Annotated in this window: 19 protein-coding genes; 6 read left to right on the forward strand and 13 right to left on the reverse strand. The window is 61.3% G+C overall.

The features are described 5' to 3' along the window. Positions 1-40: 40 nt before the first annotated feature. The 8 genes from J3P94_RS18125 to J3P94_RS18160 form a co-directional block, all read right to left on the reverse strand. Positions 41-1,069: a nucleoside hydrolase gene (locus J3P94_RS18125; RefSeq protein ID WP_434569079.1), complete on the reverse strand. Its 1,029-nt coding sequence runs from the start codon at positions 1,067-1,069 to the stop codon at positions 41-43. 28 nt (positions 1,070-1,097) lie between these two features. Beyond that, complete coding sequence (gene rbsD / locus J3P94_RS18130) at positions 1,098-1,502, reverse strand: D-ribose pyranase (RefSeq protein ID WP_434569080.1); 405 nt, start codon at positions 1,500-1,502, stop codon at positions 1,098-1,100. After that, positions 1,499-2,413, reverse strand: coding sequence for a ribokinase (rbsK, locus tag J3P94_RS18135; protein WP_434569081.1), 915 nt, complete (start codon positions 2,411-2,413; stop codon positions 1,499-1,501). Before rbsK ends, rbsD begins: the two co-directional genes overlap by 4 nt. A gap of 23 nt (positions 2,414-2,436) precedes the next feature. Then, positions 2,437-3,456, reverse strand: coding sequence for a LacI family DNA-binding transcriptional regulator (locus J3P94_RS18140; protein ID WP_305495672.1), 1,020 nt, complete (start codon positions 3,454-3,456; stop codon positions 2,437-2,439). A 3-nt stretch (positions 3,457-3,459) separates the two neighbouring features. After that, positions 3,460-4,437 (reverse strand): ABC transporter permease, encoded by a 978-nt coding sequence (locus tag J3P94_RS18145; protein WP_305495674.1) that lies wholly within the window; start codon positions 4,435-4,437, stop codon positions 3,460-3,462. After that, a complete protein-coding gene (locus J3P94_RS18150) occupies positions 4,434-5,987 on the reverse strand; it encodes a sugar ABC transporter ATP-binding protein (RefSeq protein WP_434569082.1) in 1,554 nt (517 codons plus the stop codon). The genes J3P94_RS18145 and J3P94_RS18150 overlap by 4 nt, the downstream gene beginning before the upstream one ends. Positions 5,988-6,042: 55 nt before the next feature. Further along, a complete protein-coding gene (locus J3P94_RS18155) occupies positions 6,043-7,002 on the reverse strand; it encodes a sugar ABC transporter substrate-binding protein (RefSeq protein ID WP_434569083.1) in 960 nt (319 codons plus the stop codon). Positions 7,003-7,136: 134 nt separating this feature from the next. Further along, positions 7,137-7,583 carry a hypothetical protein gene (locus tag J3P94_RS18160; RefSeq protein ID WP_434569084.1) on the reverse strand — a complete coding sequence of 149 codons (447 nt, stop codon included), beginning with the start codon at positions 7,581-7,583 and terminating at the stop codon, positions 7,137-7,139. A gap of 326 nt (positions 7,584-7,909) precedes the next feature. Here J3P94_RS18160 and J3P94_RS18165 point away from each other — a divergent pair, with 326 nt between their 5' ends. The 3 genes from J3P94_RS18165 (at position 7,910) to J3P94_RS18175 (ending at position 10,154) form a co-directional block, all read left to right on the forward strand. Continuing rightward, on the forward strand, positions 7,910-8,998 hold the full coding sequence (locus J3P94_RS18165) for an asparaginase (RefSeq protein ID WP_434569085.1): 1,089 nt from the start codon (positions 7,910-7,912) through the stop codon (positions 8,996-8,998). A 161-nt stretch (positions 8,999-9,159) separates the two neighbouring features. Next, positions 9,160-9,459 (forward strand): DUF1654 domain-containing protein, encoded by a 300-nt coding sequence (locus tag J3P94_RS18170; protein ID WP_434569086.1) that lies wholly within the window; start codon positions 9,160-9,162, stop codon positions 9,457-9,459. Between the two features lie 5 nt (positions 9,460-9,464). After that, positions 9,465-10,154: an endonuclease gene (locus J3P94_RS18175; RefSeq protein ID WP_434569087.1), complete on the forward strand. Its 690-nt coding sequence runs from the start codon at positions 9,465-9,467 to the stop codon at positions 10,152-10,154. Between the two features lie 138 nt (positions 10,155-10,292). Here J3P94_RS18175 and J3P94_RS18180 read toward each other — a convergent pair whose 3' ends face one another. Then, complete coding sequence (locus J3P94_RS18180; protein WP_434569088.1) at positions 10,293-10,655, reverse strand: SPOR domain-containing protein; 363 nt, start codon at positions 10,653-10,655, stop codon at positions 10,293-10,295. 247 nt (positions 10,656-10,902) lie between these two features. Between J3P94_RS18180 and csrA the strand changes: the two genes are divergently transcribed. Continuing rightward, entirely contained in the window at positions 10,903-11,097 is a 195-nt protein-coding gene (gene csrA / locus J3P94_RS18185) for a carbon storage regulator CsrA (protein WP_003179932.1), read from the forward strand. 375 nt (positions 11,098-11,472) lie between these two features. Here csrA and cysS read toward each other — a convergent pair whose 3' ends face one another. Both cysS and J3P94_RS18195 read right to left on the reverse strand, forming a co-directional pair. Next, complete coding sequence (gene cysS, locus J3P94_RS18190; RefSeq protein WP_434569089.1) at positions 11,473-12,855, reverse strand: cysteine--tRNA ligase; 1,383 nt, start codon at positions 12,853-12,855, stop codon at positions 11,473-11,475. Between the two features lie 21 nt (positions 12,856-12,876). Beyond that, positions 12,877-14,574, reverse strand: a complete 1,698-nt coding sequence (locus J3P94_RS18195; RefSeq protein ID WP_434569090.1) for a glutamine--tRNA ligase/YqeY domain fusion protein — start codon at positions 14,572-14,574, stop codon at positions 12,877-12,879. A gap of 250 nt (positions 14,575-14,824) precedes the next feature. Here J3P94_RS18195 and J3P94_RS18200 point away from each other — a divergent pair, with 250 nt between their 5' ends. Both J3P94_RS18200 and J3P94_RS18205 read left to right on the forward strand, forming a co-directional pair. After that, a complete protein-coding gene (locus J3P94_RS18200; protein WP_434569091.1) occupies positions 14,825-15,328 on the forward strand; it encodes a peptidylprolyl isomerase in 504 nt (167 codons plus the stop codon). Next, positions 15,325-16,092 carry a UDP-2,3-diacylglucosamine diphosphatase gene (locus tag J3P94_RS18205; protein WP_434569092.1) on the forward strand — a complete coding sequence of 256 codons (768 nt, stop codon included), beginning with the start codon at positions 15,325-15,327 and terminating at the stop codon, positions 16,090-16,092. Before J3P94_RS18200 ends, J3P94_RS18205 begins: the two co-directional genes overlap by 4 nt. A 114-nt stretch (positions 16,093-16,206) precedes the next feature. Here J3P94_RS18205 and J3P94_RS18210 read toward each other — a convergent pair whose 3' ends face one another. Continuing rightward, the gene (locus tag J3P94_RS18210; RefSeq protein WP_434569093.1) at positions 16,207-17,736 is read right to left on the reverse strand and encodes a DHA2 family efflux MFS transporter permease subunit; all 1,530 of its coding nucleotides are present in this window, start codon (positions 17,734-17,736) and stop codon (positions 16,207-16,209) included. A gap of 167 nt (positions 17,737-17,903) precedes the next feature. Beyond that, positions 17,904-19,100 carry an HlyD family efflux transporter periplasmic adaptor subunit gene (locus tag J3P94_RS18215; RefSeq protein WP_434569094.1) on the reverse strand — a complete coding sequence of 399 codons (1,197 nt, stop codon included), beginning with the start codon at positions 19,098-19,100 and terminating at the stop codon, positions 17,904-17,906. Positions 19,101-19,107 lie beyond the last annotated feature (7 nt).

Consider the following 19,107-nt stretch of genomic DNA (forward strand, 5'->3'; position numbering starts at 1 on the left):
CCACCGCAGGCCGGCGCCTGCGGGGTCGCTGCGAGAAGGTCTACTTGAGGCGGGCCAGCCGCTCGGTCAACAGATCGAAGAACCCCTGGGCATCGCCGTCCTTCACCCAGAAGGCATTCTTGGGCGCCTTGAGGCCGTCGTACCAATCGACGACCGTCTGCCCGAACGTCGGGCCTTCACGACTGTCCACCACCAGATTGACCGAACGCCCGGTAAACAACTGCGGCTTGAGCAGATAGGCGATCACGGTCGCATCATGCACCGGCCCGCCGGTCATGCCGTAGTGCTCCATATCGCCCTTGACGTACTCATTGAGAATATTGCCGACCAGCTTGCTGGCGTTGTTGTTCAGCGCGGCGATCTGCTTGAGGCGTGCCTCGCTGGTGAGGATCTTGTGGGTCACGTCCAGTGGCAGATACGTCAGCTTCAGCCCGCTTTTGACGACTATCTCTGCCGCCTGGGGATCGGCGTACAGGTTGAACTCCGCCACCGGCGTGATATTGCCGCCGTTGAAATGCGCGCCGCCCATGATCACCACTTCCTTGATGCCCTGGACGATGTCGGGCTCCTGGACCAGCGCCAGGGCCAGGTTGGTCTGCGGGCCCAGCATCGCAATGGTGATGCTGTGTGGCTTGGCGGCCTTGAGCGTGTCGATCAGGTAGTTGACGGCATTGCCCTCGGCCAATCCTTTCTTCGGCTCATGCACCTCGACACCGGACAAACCTTCCTTGCCATGGATGTTTTCGGCGTAGATCGGCGTGCGCATCAACGGCTTCGGGGCACCGGCGTACACCGGAACCTCTTCACGCCCGGCCCACTCGCGAGCAAGGCGCGCGTTGCGGGATGTCTTGTCCAGGCGCAGGTTGCCGGCGACGGTGGTCAACGCCCGAATATGCAGCTCTTCGGGGGATGCCAGGGCGAACAACAACGCAACCACGTCATCGGCGCCCGGATCAGTGTCGATGATCAGGTCGATTTTTTCCGCCGCCTGGGCGCTTGTAGCCGTGAGCAATGACAAAAGCAGCAGACTCCGCAACAGTTGATGCATTTTCTGAGCATAGCGGTGCATGGCGCACTCCTTGTGCTGGTGGGGAAACCTAGAACGTGACGCCGGCGATCAGCACCACGTTGCAGTATGGAGAACATTCTCCTGTGCGAATGATCGCCCTCGCCTCTCGGCTGAGCGTCTTGAATTGCTCGTGGCTGACCAGCTCCCGCGTGCCCAACGCGCCTTCGGCATGCAGCGCCTGCAACGTGGCCAGGGCCGACGGTTGTTTATCGAGGATTTCCTGAGCCAGCACATGGCGCTCGACCTGCATTTCGCTGAGCACCACTTTCAAGGTACTGACGAAATCCGGAACCCCATGGGTCAGCGCCAGGTCGATCAACTCGACGTGGGGCGGCACCGGCAGGCCGGCGTCACCGATGACCACCTTGTCGCCATGACCGAGGGAGGCGATCAATCGCGACAGGGCGATGTTCAACAGAGGAGTTTTTTTCATGCTTCGAACGCCTGGACTTCCTGCAGGGTTGGAATGGAAGGCTGAGCGCCCGCGCGGGTGACCGACAGTGCAGCGGCGACCTGGCCGAAACGAATAGCCTCGACCTCATTCTTGCCGCTGGCCAGGGCCGCGGCAAACCCGCCGACAAACGTGTCGCCCGCTGCCGTGGTGTCCACCGCCTTGACCCGCGGCGCCGGGAAATGTTCGAAGCTCGAACCGTTGGCGAACATCAGCCCTTGGGCCCCCAGGGTCACGATCACCTTGCCGGCACCGGCGCCGATCAACTGGGTCGCGGCGGCTTCGGCGTTTTCCAGGGACTCCACCGCCAGGCCGCTGAGGATCGCCGCTTCACTTTCGTTGGGAATCAGGTAATCGACGCAGGCATACCAGTCGGCAGGCAATGCCCTAGAAGCGGGCGCCGGATTGAGGATGACGGTCTTGCCAAGTTCACGGCCACGCTTGAGCGCATGGCCCACTGTCGCATCCGGCACTTCTAGCTGGCAGATGATGACCTCGGCGCTTTGCAGCACCGCGTCGAAACTGCCGAGCACAGCCGGCGTCAGCTCACCGTTGGCGCCGGCGACGATCACGATCGCATTCTGGCTGTTGTCATCGACCACGATCAGCGCCACGCCGCTGGAACCCTCGACAACGCTGACGGCCTGGCAATCAATGCCTTCGGCCATCAGCGCACCGCGCAGTTGCTGACCGTAGGCGTCACCGCCGACGCAACCGACCATGGACACTTGCGCCCCGAGGCGCGCGGCAGCCACCGCCTGGTTGGCGCCCTTGCCGCCGGGGATGGTCGAAAACGATTTCCCGATCAGCGTTTCACCGCCACGGGGCAGACGTGGCGCACGCGTCACCAGGTCCATGTTCAGGCTGCCTATTACCACTACTTTTGCTGGCATACATCATTACTCGTCAATTCGGTTCAGCGGTATTGGGCGAATGTACCGGACAGCGGTGCAGTCGATTCTCGCAAGACAATGCTGGGCGTCACGATCCGCTGGTCGGTGGCAAGCGTCGGCGTGGCGATCCGGCGTAGCAGCACTTCGGCCGCCATCTCGCCGAGCTGCAGGATCGATTGCCCCACCGTGGTCAGCGCCGGGTAGACGTAACGGCTCATCTGGATGTCGTCGAAGCCGATGATCGACAGCTCGCCGGGCACCCGCACGTTGCGTTCGGCGGCGGCGCGCAGCGCACCGATGCCGATCATATCGTTGGCGGCGAAGATCGCGCTGGGCGGCTGCTGCTCAAGCAGTTGCGCCGCCGCGCGATAGCCGCCGGTACTGGTGAAATCGCTTTCGAGCATGCGCTCTACGGGCAATTCGATCCCCGCCTCTTTCAGCGCACGGCAGTAACCCGCCAGGCGCATCTGCGCCACACTGGTGTCCGCCGGCCCACCGATAAAGGCAATGTCGCGGTGCCCCAGCTCCAGCAGGTGCCGGGTCGCCAGGTACGCGCCATATTCGTGGTCGATACGCACCAGGTCGGCGTCCACCCCATCGAGCCCGCGGTCGACGATCACCATGGGCGTGCGCACGTTGGCCAAGCCCTCGGCCAGGCCGACATCGCCGCCGGCCGACGCCACGATCAAGCCGTCGATGCGTTTCTCCAGCAGCACCCGCAGGTAACTGCGCTGCTTGTCCGGGTTGTCGTCGGAATTGCACAGGATCACGCAATAGCCATTGCGCTCGCAGTAATCCTCGATCCCGCGAGCCAGTTCCGCGAAGTACGGGTTGAGGCTGTTGGGCACCAGCAGGCCGATAGTCGCCGTGGTCTTGGCCTTGAGCGAACGCGCCACCGCGCTGGGCACGTAGTCCAAGCGCTCGATGGCCGCCTCGACTTTGCGCCGCACCTCGTCACTGACCGGCCGCGTCTTGTTAACCACGTGGGACACCGTCGTGTAGGAGATCCCCGCGAGCGCCGCCACATCCTTGATCGTCGCCATGCTTCAAGCCCGCCGACTGGCGCGCTGGCTGCGGTACGTATCGAGCACCACCGCCACCACGATCACCGCGCCGGTAATGATCCTTTTGGTCGGCTCGGTCGCGCCGATCTGGGCCAGGCCCGCCGCCAGCACCGAAATGATCAGCACGCCGAAGAAGGTACTGATGACCGAGCCGCGCCCGCCCATCAGGCTCGTACCGCCGATGACCACCGCGGCGATGACTTGCAGCTCAAGCCCTGAACCGGCGTTGGGATCGGCCGCCTCCAGGCGCGAAATCTGGAACAGCGCGGCGACACCGGCGAGCAGCCCCATCAGGCTGAACACCAGGATCTTGTAGGGTTTGGGATTGATGCCGGCCAAACGCACGGCCTCTTCGTTGGTGCCGATGCCGATCAGGTAGCGGCCGAACACGGTACGGGTCAGCACGGCCTGGGCAATGAAAATCACCAGCAAGGCAATGATGAACGAAGGGGAAATACCGAAGGCGATCGGGTTGGACAACCAGGCGAAGGAGTCGCCGATATAGGCGGTCCGCGAGCCGGTCATCTGGTACGCCAGGCCACGGGCCATTTCCAGCACGCCCAGCGAGACGATGAACGACGGGATGCGCCACGCTACGGTAATCGAACCGGTCACCGTCCCGGCCAGCGCGGCCACAGCCATGCCGAGCAAGGCCGACGGCCAGACGCTCCAGCCCCAGCCTAGCACCGCCACGCTGACGGTCGAGGCCGCCAGCGCCAACACCGAGCCCACCGACAGGTCGATGCCGCCGATGATCAGGATGAACGTCATGCCGACCGCCAGTACCATCAAATCCGGAATCTGGTTGGCGAGGGTGCTGAAGGTGTCGTAGGAAAGGAAGTGGCTGCTCAGGACCGAGAACAGCGCGACCATGGCCAGCAAGGCGCCGGCCAGGCCCAGGTAAGTGCCAAGGCCATAAAAGTTGCCATTCGATTTGCCGACGGCAGGAGCGGTTTTCATGAGAGTTCCCTAGGCGCTGCTTCGTTGAGCAACGCATCACGTTTCTGGTAGCCGGCGAACGCGGCGGCAAGCAAGTCATCCTGGGTCCAGCTGTCGCGCTCGAAGGTGTCGATCAGGCGCCCGGCGGACAGCACGCCGATCCGGTCGCAGATCAGCATCAGTTCCCGCAGGTCGCTGGACACCACGACCAGCGCCTTGCCCTGGCGGGTCAACTCACCGAGCAGCGCATAAATGTCGAATTTGGCGCCGACGTCGATGCCCCGGGTCGGCTCGTCGAACAGCAATACCGAGCAATCGCGTTCGAGCCAGCGGCCGATCACGACCTTTTGCTGGTTGCCGCCGGACAGCTCCGACACCAGCTGCGTCGGGCTGGAGCTGCGGATGCGCATGGCATCGATCTGCCGCTGCGCCAGCGAGAGTTCGTCGCTGCCATTGACGAAACCGCCACTGGAAATCTCCGGCATGTTGCCCAAGGCAATGTTGGCCGCGATGGATTGGGTCAGCAGCAAGCCTTCGCCCTTGCGATCCTCGGTAATCAAGGCGATGCCATGAGCTACCGCGTCGGCCGGCGAGCGAATGCTCACCACCTGCGCCGGTGAACCCAGCGCCACCGTGCCGCTGTCGGCCGCATCGGCGCCGAAGATCAGTCGCAGCAGCTCGGTGCGCCCTGCCCCGATCAGGCCGGAAATACCGAAGATTTCGCCACTGCGCACTTCAAAGGACACATCGCGAACCTTGTCGGAACGGCTCAGGCCCTTGACCGTCAGTGCCGGTGCGCCGATCTGGCGCGGGCCCAGGTCGATGTGCTCACCCAGCTCGCGACCGACCATCAGCGTCACCAGTTGCTCGCTGTTGTAGTTGGCCATCGGCTCGACGCAGACCAGGTTGCCGTCGCGCAGGACCGCAATGCGCTGGGCCACCCGCGCCAGTTCTTCGAGGCGATGGGAAATGTAGATGATCGACACGCCGCGGGCTTGCAGACGGGTGATCTGTTCGAACAGCATCTCGACTTCACGGGCCGTCAGCATGGCGGTCGGTTCGTCGAGGATCAGCACATGGCAATCGCCGATCAGGTTGCGGGCGATCTCGACCATCTGTTGGTGACCAATCCCCAGTTCACCGACCAACGTGTCAGGATCGATGGCATCCAGCCCCACCTGGGCCATGGCCTCGACTGCCGCTTTGCGCAATTGCTTGCGACTGATCCAGCCAGCGTGGCTGGGCAGGTTGTCAAGGAACAGGTTTTCAGCCACGGAAAGGGTCGGCAGCAGGTTGAGCTCCTGCATCACCATGCGCACGCCTAACGATTCAGCCTGGGTCCGGCTGCCGGGACGGTAATCCTGCCCCTGGAATTGCATCTGCCCGGTTGTCGGCGTGACCAGCCCGCCGATGATCTTGGACAAGGTACTTTTGCCGGCGCCATTTTCGCCGGTCAGCGCCAGCACTTCACCGCGCATCAACGTCAGGCTGATATCGCTCAGTACCGGCTGCGCATAGGTCTTGCCGATACCGCTGACGCAAAGGACAGCGTTCGGATCACGAACGGACATAACAAACTCTCCAATGCGCCCGCCCGGACGGGCGAGCGCCGTTGTGTCGCCAGGGTTACGGCTTGGTCACCAGCTCGACCGGAGTTTCGATGACGCCGTTGGTGCCGCTGTCGACTTTTTCGCCCTTGAGCATCTTCAGCGCGGTTTCGATGCCGAACACTGCCTGCCTGGCAGCGAACTGGTCGGCCGTCGCCAGGACGCGACCGTCCTTGAGCATCGGCTTGATGGCGTTGATGTTGTCGTAGCCGACCACTTGCACCTTGCCCGCCTTGCCAGCGGCACGAACGGCCGAGACCGCACCGACCGCCATGCTGTCGTTGCCGGCCAGGAGTGCCTTGATGTTCGGGTATTCGCTGAGCATCGACGCGGCAACCTGGTTGCCCTTGTTGATTTCCCAGTCACCGGATTGCAGGGAGACGACCTTGATCTGCGCCGCTTCCATCGCATCCTTGAAGCCTGCTGTGCGCGCCTGGGCGTTGGTGGTGGTCGACACGCCTTCGATGATGCCGACCTCGTCACCGGCCTTGAGCTGCTTGGCCAGGTATTCACCCACCAGGCGGGCGCCCTTGCGGTTGTCCGGGCCTACGAACGGCACATTGATGTTCTTGCTCTTGACCACGGCCGGATCGAGCTGGTTATCGATGTTGATCACAGTGATGCCGGCATCCACGGCTTTCTTGATCACCGGCACCATGGCCTTGGAGTCGGCCGGCGCGATGATCAGCGCATCGACCTTGGACACGATCATCTGCTCGACGATGCGAATCTGGTTGGCGGTGTCGGTTTCATCCTTGATCCCGTTGGAGATCAGGTCGAACTCGGCGGAGTGTTCCTTCTGATAAGCCTTGGCGCCATCTTCCATGGTCAGGAAGAATTCGTTGGCCAGGGATTTCATGACCAGGGCGACCTTGGGTTTTTCGGTGGTCTGGGCGAGCGCCGAGGAGAATGGCAGCGCTGCGGATGCGGCCGCGAGCATGGCGACGGCGAGAAGGCGTCCAGCGAATGGCAGCTTCATGGGTTCACTCCGATTTTATGATTATTGTGAGCAAAATCGTCGCACGTCAGCCGCGCAAACGTTTGCGTGGAATGAACTATGGTAAAGCATCAGGGTTTTGTCAACGTTGCGGTTTCATCCGCAACGTTGACACCTCAAGCGGTGGTATTCACCAGCGCCCCCGAACCCGAATCCTTGGCCAGTTCCTTGATCAGATTTCCGGTGACCTGTTGCAGCGCGCCGGTGGTATCGGCGATTTGCCCTTGGATAGCCATGATAGCGGTCGTCTTGGCTTCGGGCGTTGAATAGGCACGCGTCTGTGCAGCGGCAAGTTGTTGCTGCTGCTCCCGCAATTGCTGCTGGAGTTCCTGCATTCGCTTGAGCAGCACTTGCATAGCGATACTTTGCGTACTGCTGCTTTTCTCGGTCTTGCCCTCGGCTTCGGTTGCCAGGTTCGCACGGACCGTGCCGGTTTCCTGCGTTTCGCCCAGCGCCTCGTCAGCCGCGTCAGCGCTCGCCTCCCTCAGGGCATTCAGCGTGGAGATAGATCTACCACCGAGGGTGATGGTCGCGGCATTGGGAAAGCCGATGGAAAAGGACATGTCTCGCTCCGTGAATAAATTCCTACAAAGGCATCGTCCGTCAGAGCTTTTTCTTTAGCGCTTCAGATCTTTCTTTCAGCCCTTTCCCTTTCGGGTAACCGAACAGTAAACACTCGCGGCATTCGGAAACCCGTCCCCGGACTGCTTGCCCGGGTCCCTCACTTAATACACATCGTTATGGATATCAACGTCTTAGGCCCTGATCAGCGGCGCCGACCGGGCTGGTACGGATCATGCTCCTCCAGCTGTGTTCCCGGCATTCAGGTCTGCCGGAACATCTAGATGAATCCTCATGACTAGATTCCTCATGACTAGAGAGAAAAATAATGACATCTGCTTTCAAGACTCTTGTCCCGGGCGCCTTGGCCCTTCTGCTCCTGCTGCCCGGCGCGCTCCAGGCAAAAGAAACCCAAACTGAGCAAAAGCTCGCCAACGTCGTCATCCTCGCCACCGGCGGCACCATCGCCGGCGCGGGAGCCAGCTCGGCCAACAGCGCCACTTACCAGGCGGCGAAGGTGGGCATCGAACAACTGATCGCCGGCGTGCCCGAGCTCAGCCGACTGGCCAATGTGCGTGGCGAACAGGTCATGCAAATCGCCTCGGAAAGCATCACCAACGACAATCTGCTGCAGCTGGGCCGGCGCGTCGCCGAGCTCGCCGACAGCAATGACGTCGATGGCATTGTCATCACCCATGGCACCGACACTCTGGAAGAAACCGCGTACTTCCTCAACCTGGTGGAAAAGACCGAAAAACCGATCATCATCGTCGGCTCGATGCGTCCCGGCACTGCGATGTCGGCCGATGGCATGCTCAATCTCTACAATGCCGTGGCCGTGGCCAGCAGCAAGGAAGCACGGGGCAAGGGCGTGCTGGTGACCATGAACGATGAAATCCAGTCCGGTCGCGATGTCAGCAAGATGATCAACATCAAGACTGAAGCCTTCAAGAGCCCATGGGGCCCGCTGGGCATGGTAGTGGAAGGAAAATCCTACTGGTTCCGCCTGCCGGCCAAGCGTCACACCCTGGACTCGGAATTCGACATCAAGACCATCAAGAGCCTGCCGGACGTGGAAATCGCCTACTCCTACGGCAACGTCAGCGACACGGCTTACAAGGCCCTCGCCCAGTCCGGCGCCAAGGCGATCATTCATGCCGGTACCGGCAACGGTTCGGTGTCGTCGCGGGTTGTGCCTTCGTTGCAGGCCTTGCGCAAGGAAGGCCTGCAGATCATTCGCTCGTCCCACGCCAACGCCGGCGGTTTCGTGCTGCGCAACGCCGAACAGCCTGACGATAAATACGACTGGGTCGTGGCCCACGACCTGAATCCGCAAAAGGCGCGCATCCTGGCCATGGTCGCCCTGACCAAGACTCAGGACAGCAAGGAATTGCAGCGGATATTCTGGGAATACTGATACTCACGCCCGGCCTTTTCCGGTCGGGCTGCTTCGCCACCTGCTTCCTACGAGCAGGTGGCGCTTCGCCTACACACCCGCTAAAAAAACGTATTTCTCCTACACCAAAGTCGGAAAAGTGTTGTCAGACGATTTTCTTGAATTTTTAAGCAGTTGCGTAATTGCCTACGGTTAAATACTGTATGCCCGTACAGCTTAATAAGGATAATCCTGTGGCAACGCCTCTCGCTGCAACTACCCCCTTAGATTCCTACACACGACTCGGCCTGCGCGTCTCGAAAATCATCAATTCGCCCACCGCGCAAAAGGCCAAGGCCGCACTGATCTTCCGCCTGCCCGACGAGCCGATCGACGAGTGGGAACGCCTGCTCGAAGAAATCGACGAGAACGACAACGTCACCCTCGCTTATCGCGACGATGGCGGTGTGCAGGTTTTCTGGGTTGTGCCGAAGGAAGATTGAGCCCGATGATTGTTCGCTGCTTAGCTTTATTGCTCGTCTTCGTTGCCACGGGTGCACAGGCTGGTGCGCCGCGCACCTTCAACGAAGCCAAGAAAGTCGCCTGGAAACTCTATGCGCCGCAATCCACCGAGTTCTATTGCGGGTGCAAATACACCGGCAACCGGGTGAACCTCGCGGCCTGCGGTTATGTACCGCGCAAGAACGCCAATCGCGCCGCCCGCATCGAGTGGGAGCATATTGTCCCGGCTTGGCAGATCGGCCATCAGCGCCAATGCTGGCAACAGGGCGGGCGCAAGCAGTGCACCCGCTACGACCCGGTCTATCAACGGGCCGAGGCGGATCTGCATAACCTGGTGCCGAGCATTGGCGAGGTGAACGGTGATCGCAGCAACTTCAGCTTCGGCTGGTTGCCGGTGCAGAAAGGCCAGTACGGCTCATGCCTGACCCAGGTGGATTTCAAGGCCAAGAAGGTCATGCCGCGCCCGTCCATTCGGGGGATGATCGCCAGGACGTATTTCTACATGAGCAAACAATACGGTTTGCGCCTCTCCAAACAGGACCGGCGCCTGTATGAGGCCTGGGACAAGACCTATCCGGTGCAGGCCTGGGAACGCCAGCGCAACCAGAGCGTGGCGTGTGTCATGGGCCGCGGGAACGAATTTGTCGGCCCGGTGGACCTGAAGGCCTGCGGCTGACCTGGCATTCGTTAACAGCACAAAACAATGTGGGAGCGAGCTTGCTCGCGATAGCGGAGTGACAGACAACAGGTTTGTCGACTGATATACCGCTATCGCGAGCAAGCTCGCTCCCACAGGTTCTGTATTGACCGATTATTAAGCCGGTGGGAAGTCCACCACCAAGGCTTCGATATTGCGTTTCTTCGCACGGACCAGGGCAGCGGTGATCTGTTCCTGCTTCGCTTCGGCTTCAGCCTTGGAGCTTAACGGCCCTACCAGGACGCGGTCCTTGCCGTTTTCCCTGACGACGGTGGACATGAAGCTGTGCTCGATCAGCCATCCGGTCAGGTCGCTGACGGCCTGGGGCGTCTGGCCTCGAACCTCGACGGCCCACTGCGGTGCGGCAGCGGCGGCCGGCGTAGAGCTCGCCACGGGCTTGGGCTTGGGTGCCGCGACGTCACGCCCTTCACCGCATCCCGCCAGCGCCAATACCACCAATACCCAAGCCAATTTACGCACAACGATTCCCCCGAAAGACATGAGGCGGGAATTTTAGCACTCACTGTCGCCAAAAACGCCGCAAACGGAGCTCAAAACACGAGAAACCTCTCCGGCGTCTCTGTATAGTCGCACCCTGGGAATTAATGCAGCATCTGCACGTCAGAAAGAGGCACCCACATTGTGACACTTAGCACTAATCTATAAGCAGTACCGACATCTGCACTGTCTGAATCAGGTGCCCTATAAAGCAATCAAGGAGAACACCATGCTGATACTCACCCGCAAAGTCGGTGAAAGCATAAACATTGGTGACGACATCACGATCACCATTCTGGGCGTAAGCGGCCAACAAGTCCGGATCGGCATCAACGCCCCGAAAAACGTTGCGGTGCACCGCGAAGAAATCTATCAGCGTATCCAGGCCGGCCTGACTGCTCCTGACAAACCACAAACGCCCTGAGCCCCTGCCGCAATCCGCAGCCAGCCCGTTTGCAGCAGCGCAGTGGCTGGCTAAAGATCAGGCCGACCGAGCCTCACCCTGCTCTATCCCGCCTTTGACGTTCCGTTAAAACCGATACTACTGGCATGTCTCACAGCATGGCTGTCAGACGTTTCGTTTTAATGGCGACGAAGCAGGCGTTCGTGACCGGTTCCGGCATGGGGACTGTGCTGTCAGCGCGAAGGTCGAAGCGACCTGTTCCAGCGTGGACATACAAAAAACTGTGGGAGCGAGCCTGCTCGCGAATGCGGTATATCAGTCAAACCATTGTTGGCTGATATTGCGCTTTCGCGAGCAGGCTCGCTCCCACAGGGGTATTGCGAGGGCTGGAAGGACTCAGTCCGCCAATCGCCAGGTCGTCCCGCCCTTGCCGTCTTCGAGCACCACGCCCATGGCGGTGAGCTGGTCGCGGATGCGGTCGGATTCGGCCCAGTCCTTGTTGGCCCGCGCGGTCAGGCGCGCCTGGATCAAGGCCTCGACCTCGGCGGCGTTCACCCGGCCTTCGGCGCCGGCTTGCAGGAAGTCGTCGGCTTCAAGCTGCAACACGCCCAACACGCTGGCCAATTCCTTCAGCCGCGCTGCCAGGCCCGCCGCCGCATCGAGATCGCTCTCGCGCAGGCGGTTGATCTCACGCACCATCTCGAACAGCACCGCGCAGGCTTCCGGCGTGCCGAAGTCGTCGTTCATCACTTCGGTGAACCGCGCCACGAACGCTTCGCCACCGGCGGGCGCCACGTTCGGCAGGCCCTTGAGTGCATGGTAGAAACGCTCCAGGGCGCCCTTGGCGTCCTTGAGGTTGTCTTCCGAATAGTTGATGGCGCTGCGGTAGTGGCTGGACACCAGCAGGTAACGCACAACTTCCGGGTGATACTTGTCGAGCACGTCGCGGATGGTGAAGAAGTTGTTCAAGGACTTGGACATCTTCTCGCCATTGATGCGGATCATGCCGCAATGCATCCAGGCATTGGCGTAGGTCTTGCCGGTGGCCGCTTCGCTCTGGGCGATCTCGTTTTCGTGGTGCGGGAACTCCAGGTCGCTGCCGCCGCCATGAATGTCGAAGGTCTCGCCCAGGCAGCAGGTCGACATCACCGAGCATTCGATATGCCAGCCCGGACGCCCGGCGCCCCACGGTGAATCCCAGCTCGGCTCGCCCGGCTTGGCGCCTTTCCACAGCACGAAGTCCAGCGGGTCTTCTTTCGACTCGTCGACTTCGATGCGTGCGCCGATGCGCAAGTCTTCGATCTTCTTGCGCGACAGCTTGCCGTAGCCCATGAACTTGGCGACGCGGTAGTACACATCGCCGTTGCCCGGTGCGTAGGCATAGCCCTTGTCGATCAGGGTCTGGATCATCGCCAGCATGCCCGGGATGTGGTCCGTGGCCCGCGGCTCCAGGTCCGGCTTCTGGATGTTGAGGCGCGCCTCGTCCTCGTGCATGGCCTTGATCATGCGCTCGGTCAGCGCATCGAACGCTTCACCGTTCTCGTTGGCCCGATTGATGATCTTGTCGTCGATGTCGGTGATGTTGCGCACATAGGTCAGGTCATAACCGCTGAAGCGCAACCAACGGGTCACCAGGTCGAAGGCAACCATGCTGCGGCCATGGCCGAGGTGGCAATAGTCGTACACGGTCATGCCGCAGACGTACATACGGACTTTGTTGCCATCCAGCGGCTTGAAGACTTCTTTGCTCTTGGTGAGCGTGTTGTAGATCGTAAGCACGGGGTTTCCCTTAAGACTTGATCACTGACCCCAGGAATCGCGCAAGGTCACGGTACGGTTGAATACCGGAGCACCGGGTTTCGAGTCCTTGATATCCGCGCAGAAGTAGCCTTCGCGCTCGAACTGGAAACGGTCTTCCGGCTGTGCGTTGCCCAGCGAAGGCTCGGCACGACAACCCGTAAGTACTTGCAGGGAGTCAGGGTTGATGTTGTCCAGGAAGCTGGCGCTGTCTTCGGCCTTCTCCGGGTTCGGCGAACGGAACAGGCGATCGTACAGGCGCACTTCGCACTCGACGCTGGCGGCGGCCGGCACCCAGTGGATCACGCCCTTGACCTTGCGACCTTCCGGGTTCTTGCCCAGGGTGTCGGGATCGTACGAGCAACGCAGCTCGACGATGTTGCCGTCGGCGTCCTTGATCGCCTCGTCGGCGCGGATCACGTAGCTGCCGCGCAAGCGCACTTCGCCGGCCGGCTCCAGGCGCTTGTAGCCTTTTGGTGGCTCTTCCATGAAGTCGTCACGGTCGATGTAGATTTCCCGGGCGAACGGCAGGACGCGCACGCCCATGTCTTCTTTCGGGTGGCACGGCAGTTCGAGGTTCTCGACCTGGCCTTCCGAGTAATTGGTGATGACGACTTTCAGCGGACGCAACACGCACATGGCGCGCGGTGCGCTGTGGTCGAGGTCCTCGCGAATGCTGAATTCCAGCATGCCGAAATCGACCACACCGTCGGAACGGTTGGTGCCGACCATCTCGCAGAAGTTGCGGATCGACTTTGGCGTGTAGCCACGACGGCGGAAACCCGACAGCGTCGACATGCGCGGGTCATCCCAGCCGCTGACGTGCTTCTCGTCCACCAGTTGCTTGAGCTTGCGCTTGCTGGTGATCGTGTAGTTCAGGTTCAGGCGGCTGAATTCATACTGGCGCGGGTTGGCCGGCACCGGCAGATGCTCGAGGAACCACTCGTACAGCGGACGATGACTTTCGAACTCCAGGGTGCAGATCGAATGCGTGATGCCTTCGATGGCGTCGGACTGGCCGTGGGTGAAGTCATAGTTCGGGTAGATGCACCACTTGTCGCCCGTCTGGTGGTGATGGGCATGACGGATGCGGTACATGATCGGGTCGCGCAGGTTCATGTTCGGCGAGGCCATGTCGATCTTCGCGCGCAGCACACGGGCACCGTCCGGGAACTCACCGGCGCGCATGCGGGCGAACAGGTCGAGGTTCTCCTCCACGCTGCGGTCACGGAACGGGCTGTTCCTGCCCGGCTCCGTCAGGCTGCCGCGATATTCCTTGGCCTGCTCCGGCGTCAGGTCACACACGTAGGCGTTGCCGGACTTGATTAGTTCCACCGCCCAGTCGTGCAACTGGTCGAAATACTGCGAGGCGTAGCGCACTTCGCCGGCCCATTCGAAGCCCAGCCACTTGACGTCGCTCTTGATCGCGTCGATGTATTCCTGGTCTTCCTTGGCCGGGTTGGTGTCATCAAAACGCAAGTGCGTGACGCCACCAAACTCCTCGGCCAGGCCGAAGTTCACGCAAATGGATTTGGCGTGACCGATGTGCAGATAGCCGTTGGGCTCCGGCGGAAAACGGGTGACGATCTGCGTGTGCTTACCCGAATCCAGGTCCGCCTGGATGATCGGGCGCAGGAAATTGACCGGCACGGCCGGGCCGGTCTTGGAATTCGAGGTAGGGTCGACAGTGGGCTTGCTCATAGGATCCTTGAACATACAAGTGCGCGGCCGGGTGCGGCCTGATAAATCAAAGCCCGTATCATAGCCGATGCTGTCAAGCACCTGACAGGCCAGGCCGGCAAACGATTGAATTTATTCGACAGCCAGATGAAAAACAGCCTCGAAATTCGCGCATGGCGCGCTAAACTGCCCAGCCTGGCCGATTACAGCCAGACCGGTTGCGGGCGTCCGCGCCCCCGAAACCCACGAATTCCTTGAAAGAGTAGTGATCATGACCCAAGTCAAACTGACCACCAACCATGGCGAGATCGTCCTGGTGCTGAACGCCGAGAAGGCACCGATTACCGTTGCCAACTTCGTTGAATACGTCAAGGCCGGCCACTACGAAAACACCGTTTTCCACCGTGTCATCGGCAACTTCATGATCCAGGGCGGCGGTTTCGAACCGGGCATGAAAGAAAAGAAAGACAAGCGCCCGAGCATCCAGAACGAAGCCGACAACGGCCTGCCGAACAAAAAGTACAGCGTTGCCATGGCCCGTACCATGGAGCCGCATTCGGCCTCCGCGCAGTTCTTCATCAACGTCGCCGACAACAGCTTCCTGAACCACAGCGGCAAGACCGTACAGGGCTGGGGCTATGCAGTATTCGGTGAAGTGATCGAAGGCACCGACGTGGTCGACAAGATCAAAGGCGTCTCCACCACTTCCAAGGCTGGCCACCAGGACGTCCCGGCAGAAGATGTGATCATCGAGAAAGCCGAGATCATTGAGTGATATTGCTGATTTCAGATCTGCATCTGGAAGAGGAGCGCCCGGACATCACCCGGGCGTTTCTGGATTTACTCGCCACACGCGCCCGCTCGGCGCAAGCGTTATACATTCTGGGCGACTTCTTCGAAGCCTGGATCGGCGACGATGCCATGACGCCGTTCCAGCGTTCCATCTGCCAGGCCCTGCGCGAATTGAGCGACAGCGGCACGGCGATTTTCCTGATGCACGGCAACCGCGACTTCATGCTCGGGCAGGCCTTCTGCAAAGCGGCCGGCTGTACCCTGCTCAAGGACCCGACCGTCGTGCAATTCAACGACGAGCCGGTGCTGCTGATGCACGGCGACAGCCTGTGCACGCGGGATGTCGGCTATATGAAACTGCGGCGCTGGCTGCGCAACCCGGTCACGCTGTTCGTCCTGCGCCACCTGCCCTTGGGCAGCCGTCAGAAACTGGCGCGCAAGCTGCGCAGTGAAAGCCGCACGCAGGTGAGGATGAAAGCCAACGACATCGTTGATGTCACGCCAGAAGAGGTCCCGCGCGTCATGCAGCACTATGGCGTAAAAACCTTGGTCCACGGCCACACCCACCGCCCTGCCATCCACAAGCTGCAACTGGGCGAACACGCCGCCCGGCGCATCGTGCTGGGAGATTGGGACAAGCAGGGCTGGGCGTTGCAGGTAGATGAACAGGGCTTTTCGCTGGCGCCTTTCGAGTTGGCGCCGCCGCCACAACTGCCGGCACCGGACACAATCCCTGATCCAATATAAATCCCCTGTGGGAGCGAGCTTGCTCGCGAAAGCGCTGTGTCAGTCAAAACATCACTGACTGATAATCCGCATTCGCGAGCAGGCTCGCTCCCACAGGTTGGACTGCGCCCGCCATCAATGACCGCTGCTGGCAGGCCCCGCCTTCGCCGCAAACGGCGGTTTCGCCAGCCACACCAGCAGGATCAACCCCATGAACGCCCAGCCCAGCAGCGTGAAGTAATCCACGGTGGAGAGCATGTACGCCTGGCTGGTGAGGATCTGGTCGAGCTGGGCGTACACCGGCGTGCTCGCCCCGCCGAGCTGGTTGATCGTCTCGCGCGTGGCCGGTTCGAAAGTGCTGATGCTTTCGCTCAGGTAGGCATGGTGCTGGTCGGCGCGGCGGATCCAGATCCAGGTGGTCAGCGACGCGGCAAAGCTGCCGCCCAGGGTCCGCAGGAACGTCGCCAGCCCCGCGCCGTCGGCGATCTGCTGGGGCGGCAGGTCCGACATCAGGATGCTCAGGGTCGGCATGAAGAACAGCGCCACGCCGATGCCCATGAACAGCTGCACCAGAGCGATGTGCTGGAAATCCACCTCGTTGGTAAACCCGGCGCGCATGAAGCAACTCAGGCCGATCGCCAGGAACGCCAGCCCGGCCAGCAGGCGCAGGTCGAACTTGTGGGCGTATTTGCCAACGAAAGGTGACATCAACACCGGCAGGATCCCGATGGGCGCAACCGCCAGGCCGGCCCAGGTGGCGGTATAACCCATCTGGGTCTGCAACCACTGCGGCAGGATCAGGTTGATGCCGAAGAATCCGGCATAACCGCCCACCAGCACGATCGTCCCGATGCGAAAGTTGCGATAGGCAAACAGCCGCAGGTTGACCACCGGATGGCGGTCGGTCATTTCCCAGATCACGAACACCGCCAGCGCAACGACCGAAATCAGCGCGCCGATGATGATGAAGTTCGACTCGAACCAATCCAGGTCGTTGCCCTTGTCGAGGATCACCTGCAACGCCCCGACACCGATGATCAGGGTGATCAACCCGACGTAATCCATCGGCTGGCGACTGGTGACCACCGGCCGCGCCTTGAGCTGCTGACGCACCACCAGCACCGCGAAAATCCCGATCGGCACGTTGATGAAGAAAATCCACGGCCAACTGTAACTGTCAGTGATCCAGCCGCCCAGGATCGGCCCGGCGATCGGCGCCACCACCGTGACCATCGCCAGCAAGGCCAAGGCCATGCCGCGCCTGGCTGGCGGGTACACGGCAATCAGCAAGGTCTGGGTCATCGGATACAGAGGCCCGGCCACCAGGCCCTGAACCACACGAAAACCGATCAGCTCGGGCATCGACGTGGAAATCCCGCAGAGGAACGAGGCCAGGACGAACAGCATCGTTGCCCACAAAAACAGTTTCACCTCGCCAAACCGGCGGCTCAGCCAACCGGTCAGCGGCAGCGCGATCGCATTGCTCACCGCAAACGAGGTAATGACCCAGGTGCCCTGCTCCGAACTGACGCCCAGGTTGCCGGAAATGGTCGGCAAGGCGACGTTGGCGATGGTCGTGTCGAGCACCTGCATGAACGTCGCCAGCGACAACCCGATGGTGCTGAGCAACAGGCTGGGCGGCGTGAAGGACGCGTTATTGCTCATTGCGAGAATCCTGAATCGGAGGTGATGAAATTTGTCTAGGCAAGACACAAACCCTGTGGGAGCGAGCCTGCTCGCGAAAGCGCTGTGTCAGTCACCATGGATGCAAGCTGGCCCGCCGCTTTCGCGAGCAGGCTCGCTCCCACAGGTCCGGTCCGTGCCGTCATTGACTAGCGCTGTGCGGTCTTGCTCGCCGCCGCGCTGTTCTCATGAATCAGCCGAGTGATCATCGCGTCGGCATCGGCCAGCTGGCGGGCGTAGACCTGGGTGCTGAACGAGGCTTTTTGCGGTGGCTGCTGGGCCAGTACCGGGCCGCTCTGGTCGTGGAGATTGACGTTGACCTGGGTCGACAGGCCGACCCGCAGCGGATGCCTGGCCAGCTCCTCGGCATTGATATGAATACGCACCGGCACCCGCTGGACGATCTTGATCCAGTTACCGGTGGCGTTCTGCGCTGGCAGCAAGGCAAACGCGCTGCCGGTGCCGGCGCCCAGGCTGTCCACCGTGCCGCTGTACTTCACGTCGCTGCCATAAAGGTCGGTCTCGATGTCCACCGGCTGGCCGATGCGCATGTCACGTAGCTGGGTTTCCTTGAAGTTGGCGTCGATCCACAACTGGTCCAGCGGGATCACCGCCATCAGCGCCGTGCCCGGCTGCACGCGTTGCCCGAGCTGAACGGTGCGCTTGGCGACGTAACCGGTCACCGGCGCAATCAAGGTGCTGCGGGCATTGCTCAGGTAAGCCTGGCGCAGTTGCGCGGCCGCCGCCTGCACGTCGGGATGGTTCGACACCACGGTGTCATCCACCAGCGCGCTGGTCGTCATGAGTTGTTGCCGGGCATTGGCCAGGGCGTTCTGCGCCGAGGTCAGATCGTCCCGGGCGTGGGACAGTTCTTCCTGGGAGATCGCCCCGCCGGCCGCCAGGTTCTTGCGTCGGTTGTAGTTTTCCCGAGCCTTCTGCACTTCCGCTTCCTGCGCATGCACCTGCGCTTTCATGCCGTCGACATTGCTGTACAAACCACGCACCTGGCGCACGGTATGGGCCAGGTTGGCCTGGGCACTTTGCAAGGCAACTTCGGCGTCGTTCGGGTCGAACTGCACCAGCACCTGGCCTTCGCGCACCAGGTCACCGTCATCGGCACCAATGCTCACCACGGTGCCGGTGACTTGCGGGGTGATTTCCACCACGTTGCCGTTCACGTAGGCATCGTCGGTGCTTTCGCTCCAGCGTCCATAAAGTTCATGCCAGGCCCAGACACCGACGCCGGCGAGAATGACGATCAGGGCCAGGGCCAGCAGCAACACCTTGCGCTTGCGCGGGTTGCCGCTGTCCTGTTGGGTTTCCTGGGTAGTTTCGGCAGTTGCCATGACAAGT

The sequence above is a fragment of the Pseudomonas sp. Z3-8 genome (genome assembly GCF_051131975.1).
In the GTDB taxonomy this organism is placed as follows: domain Bacteria; phylum Pseudomonadota; class Gammaproteobacteria; order Pseudomonadales; family Pseudomonadaceae; genus Aquipseudomonas.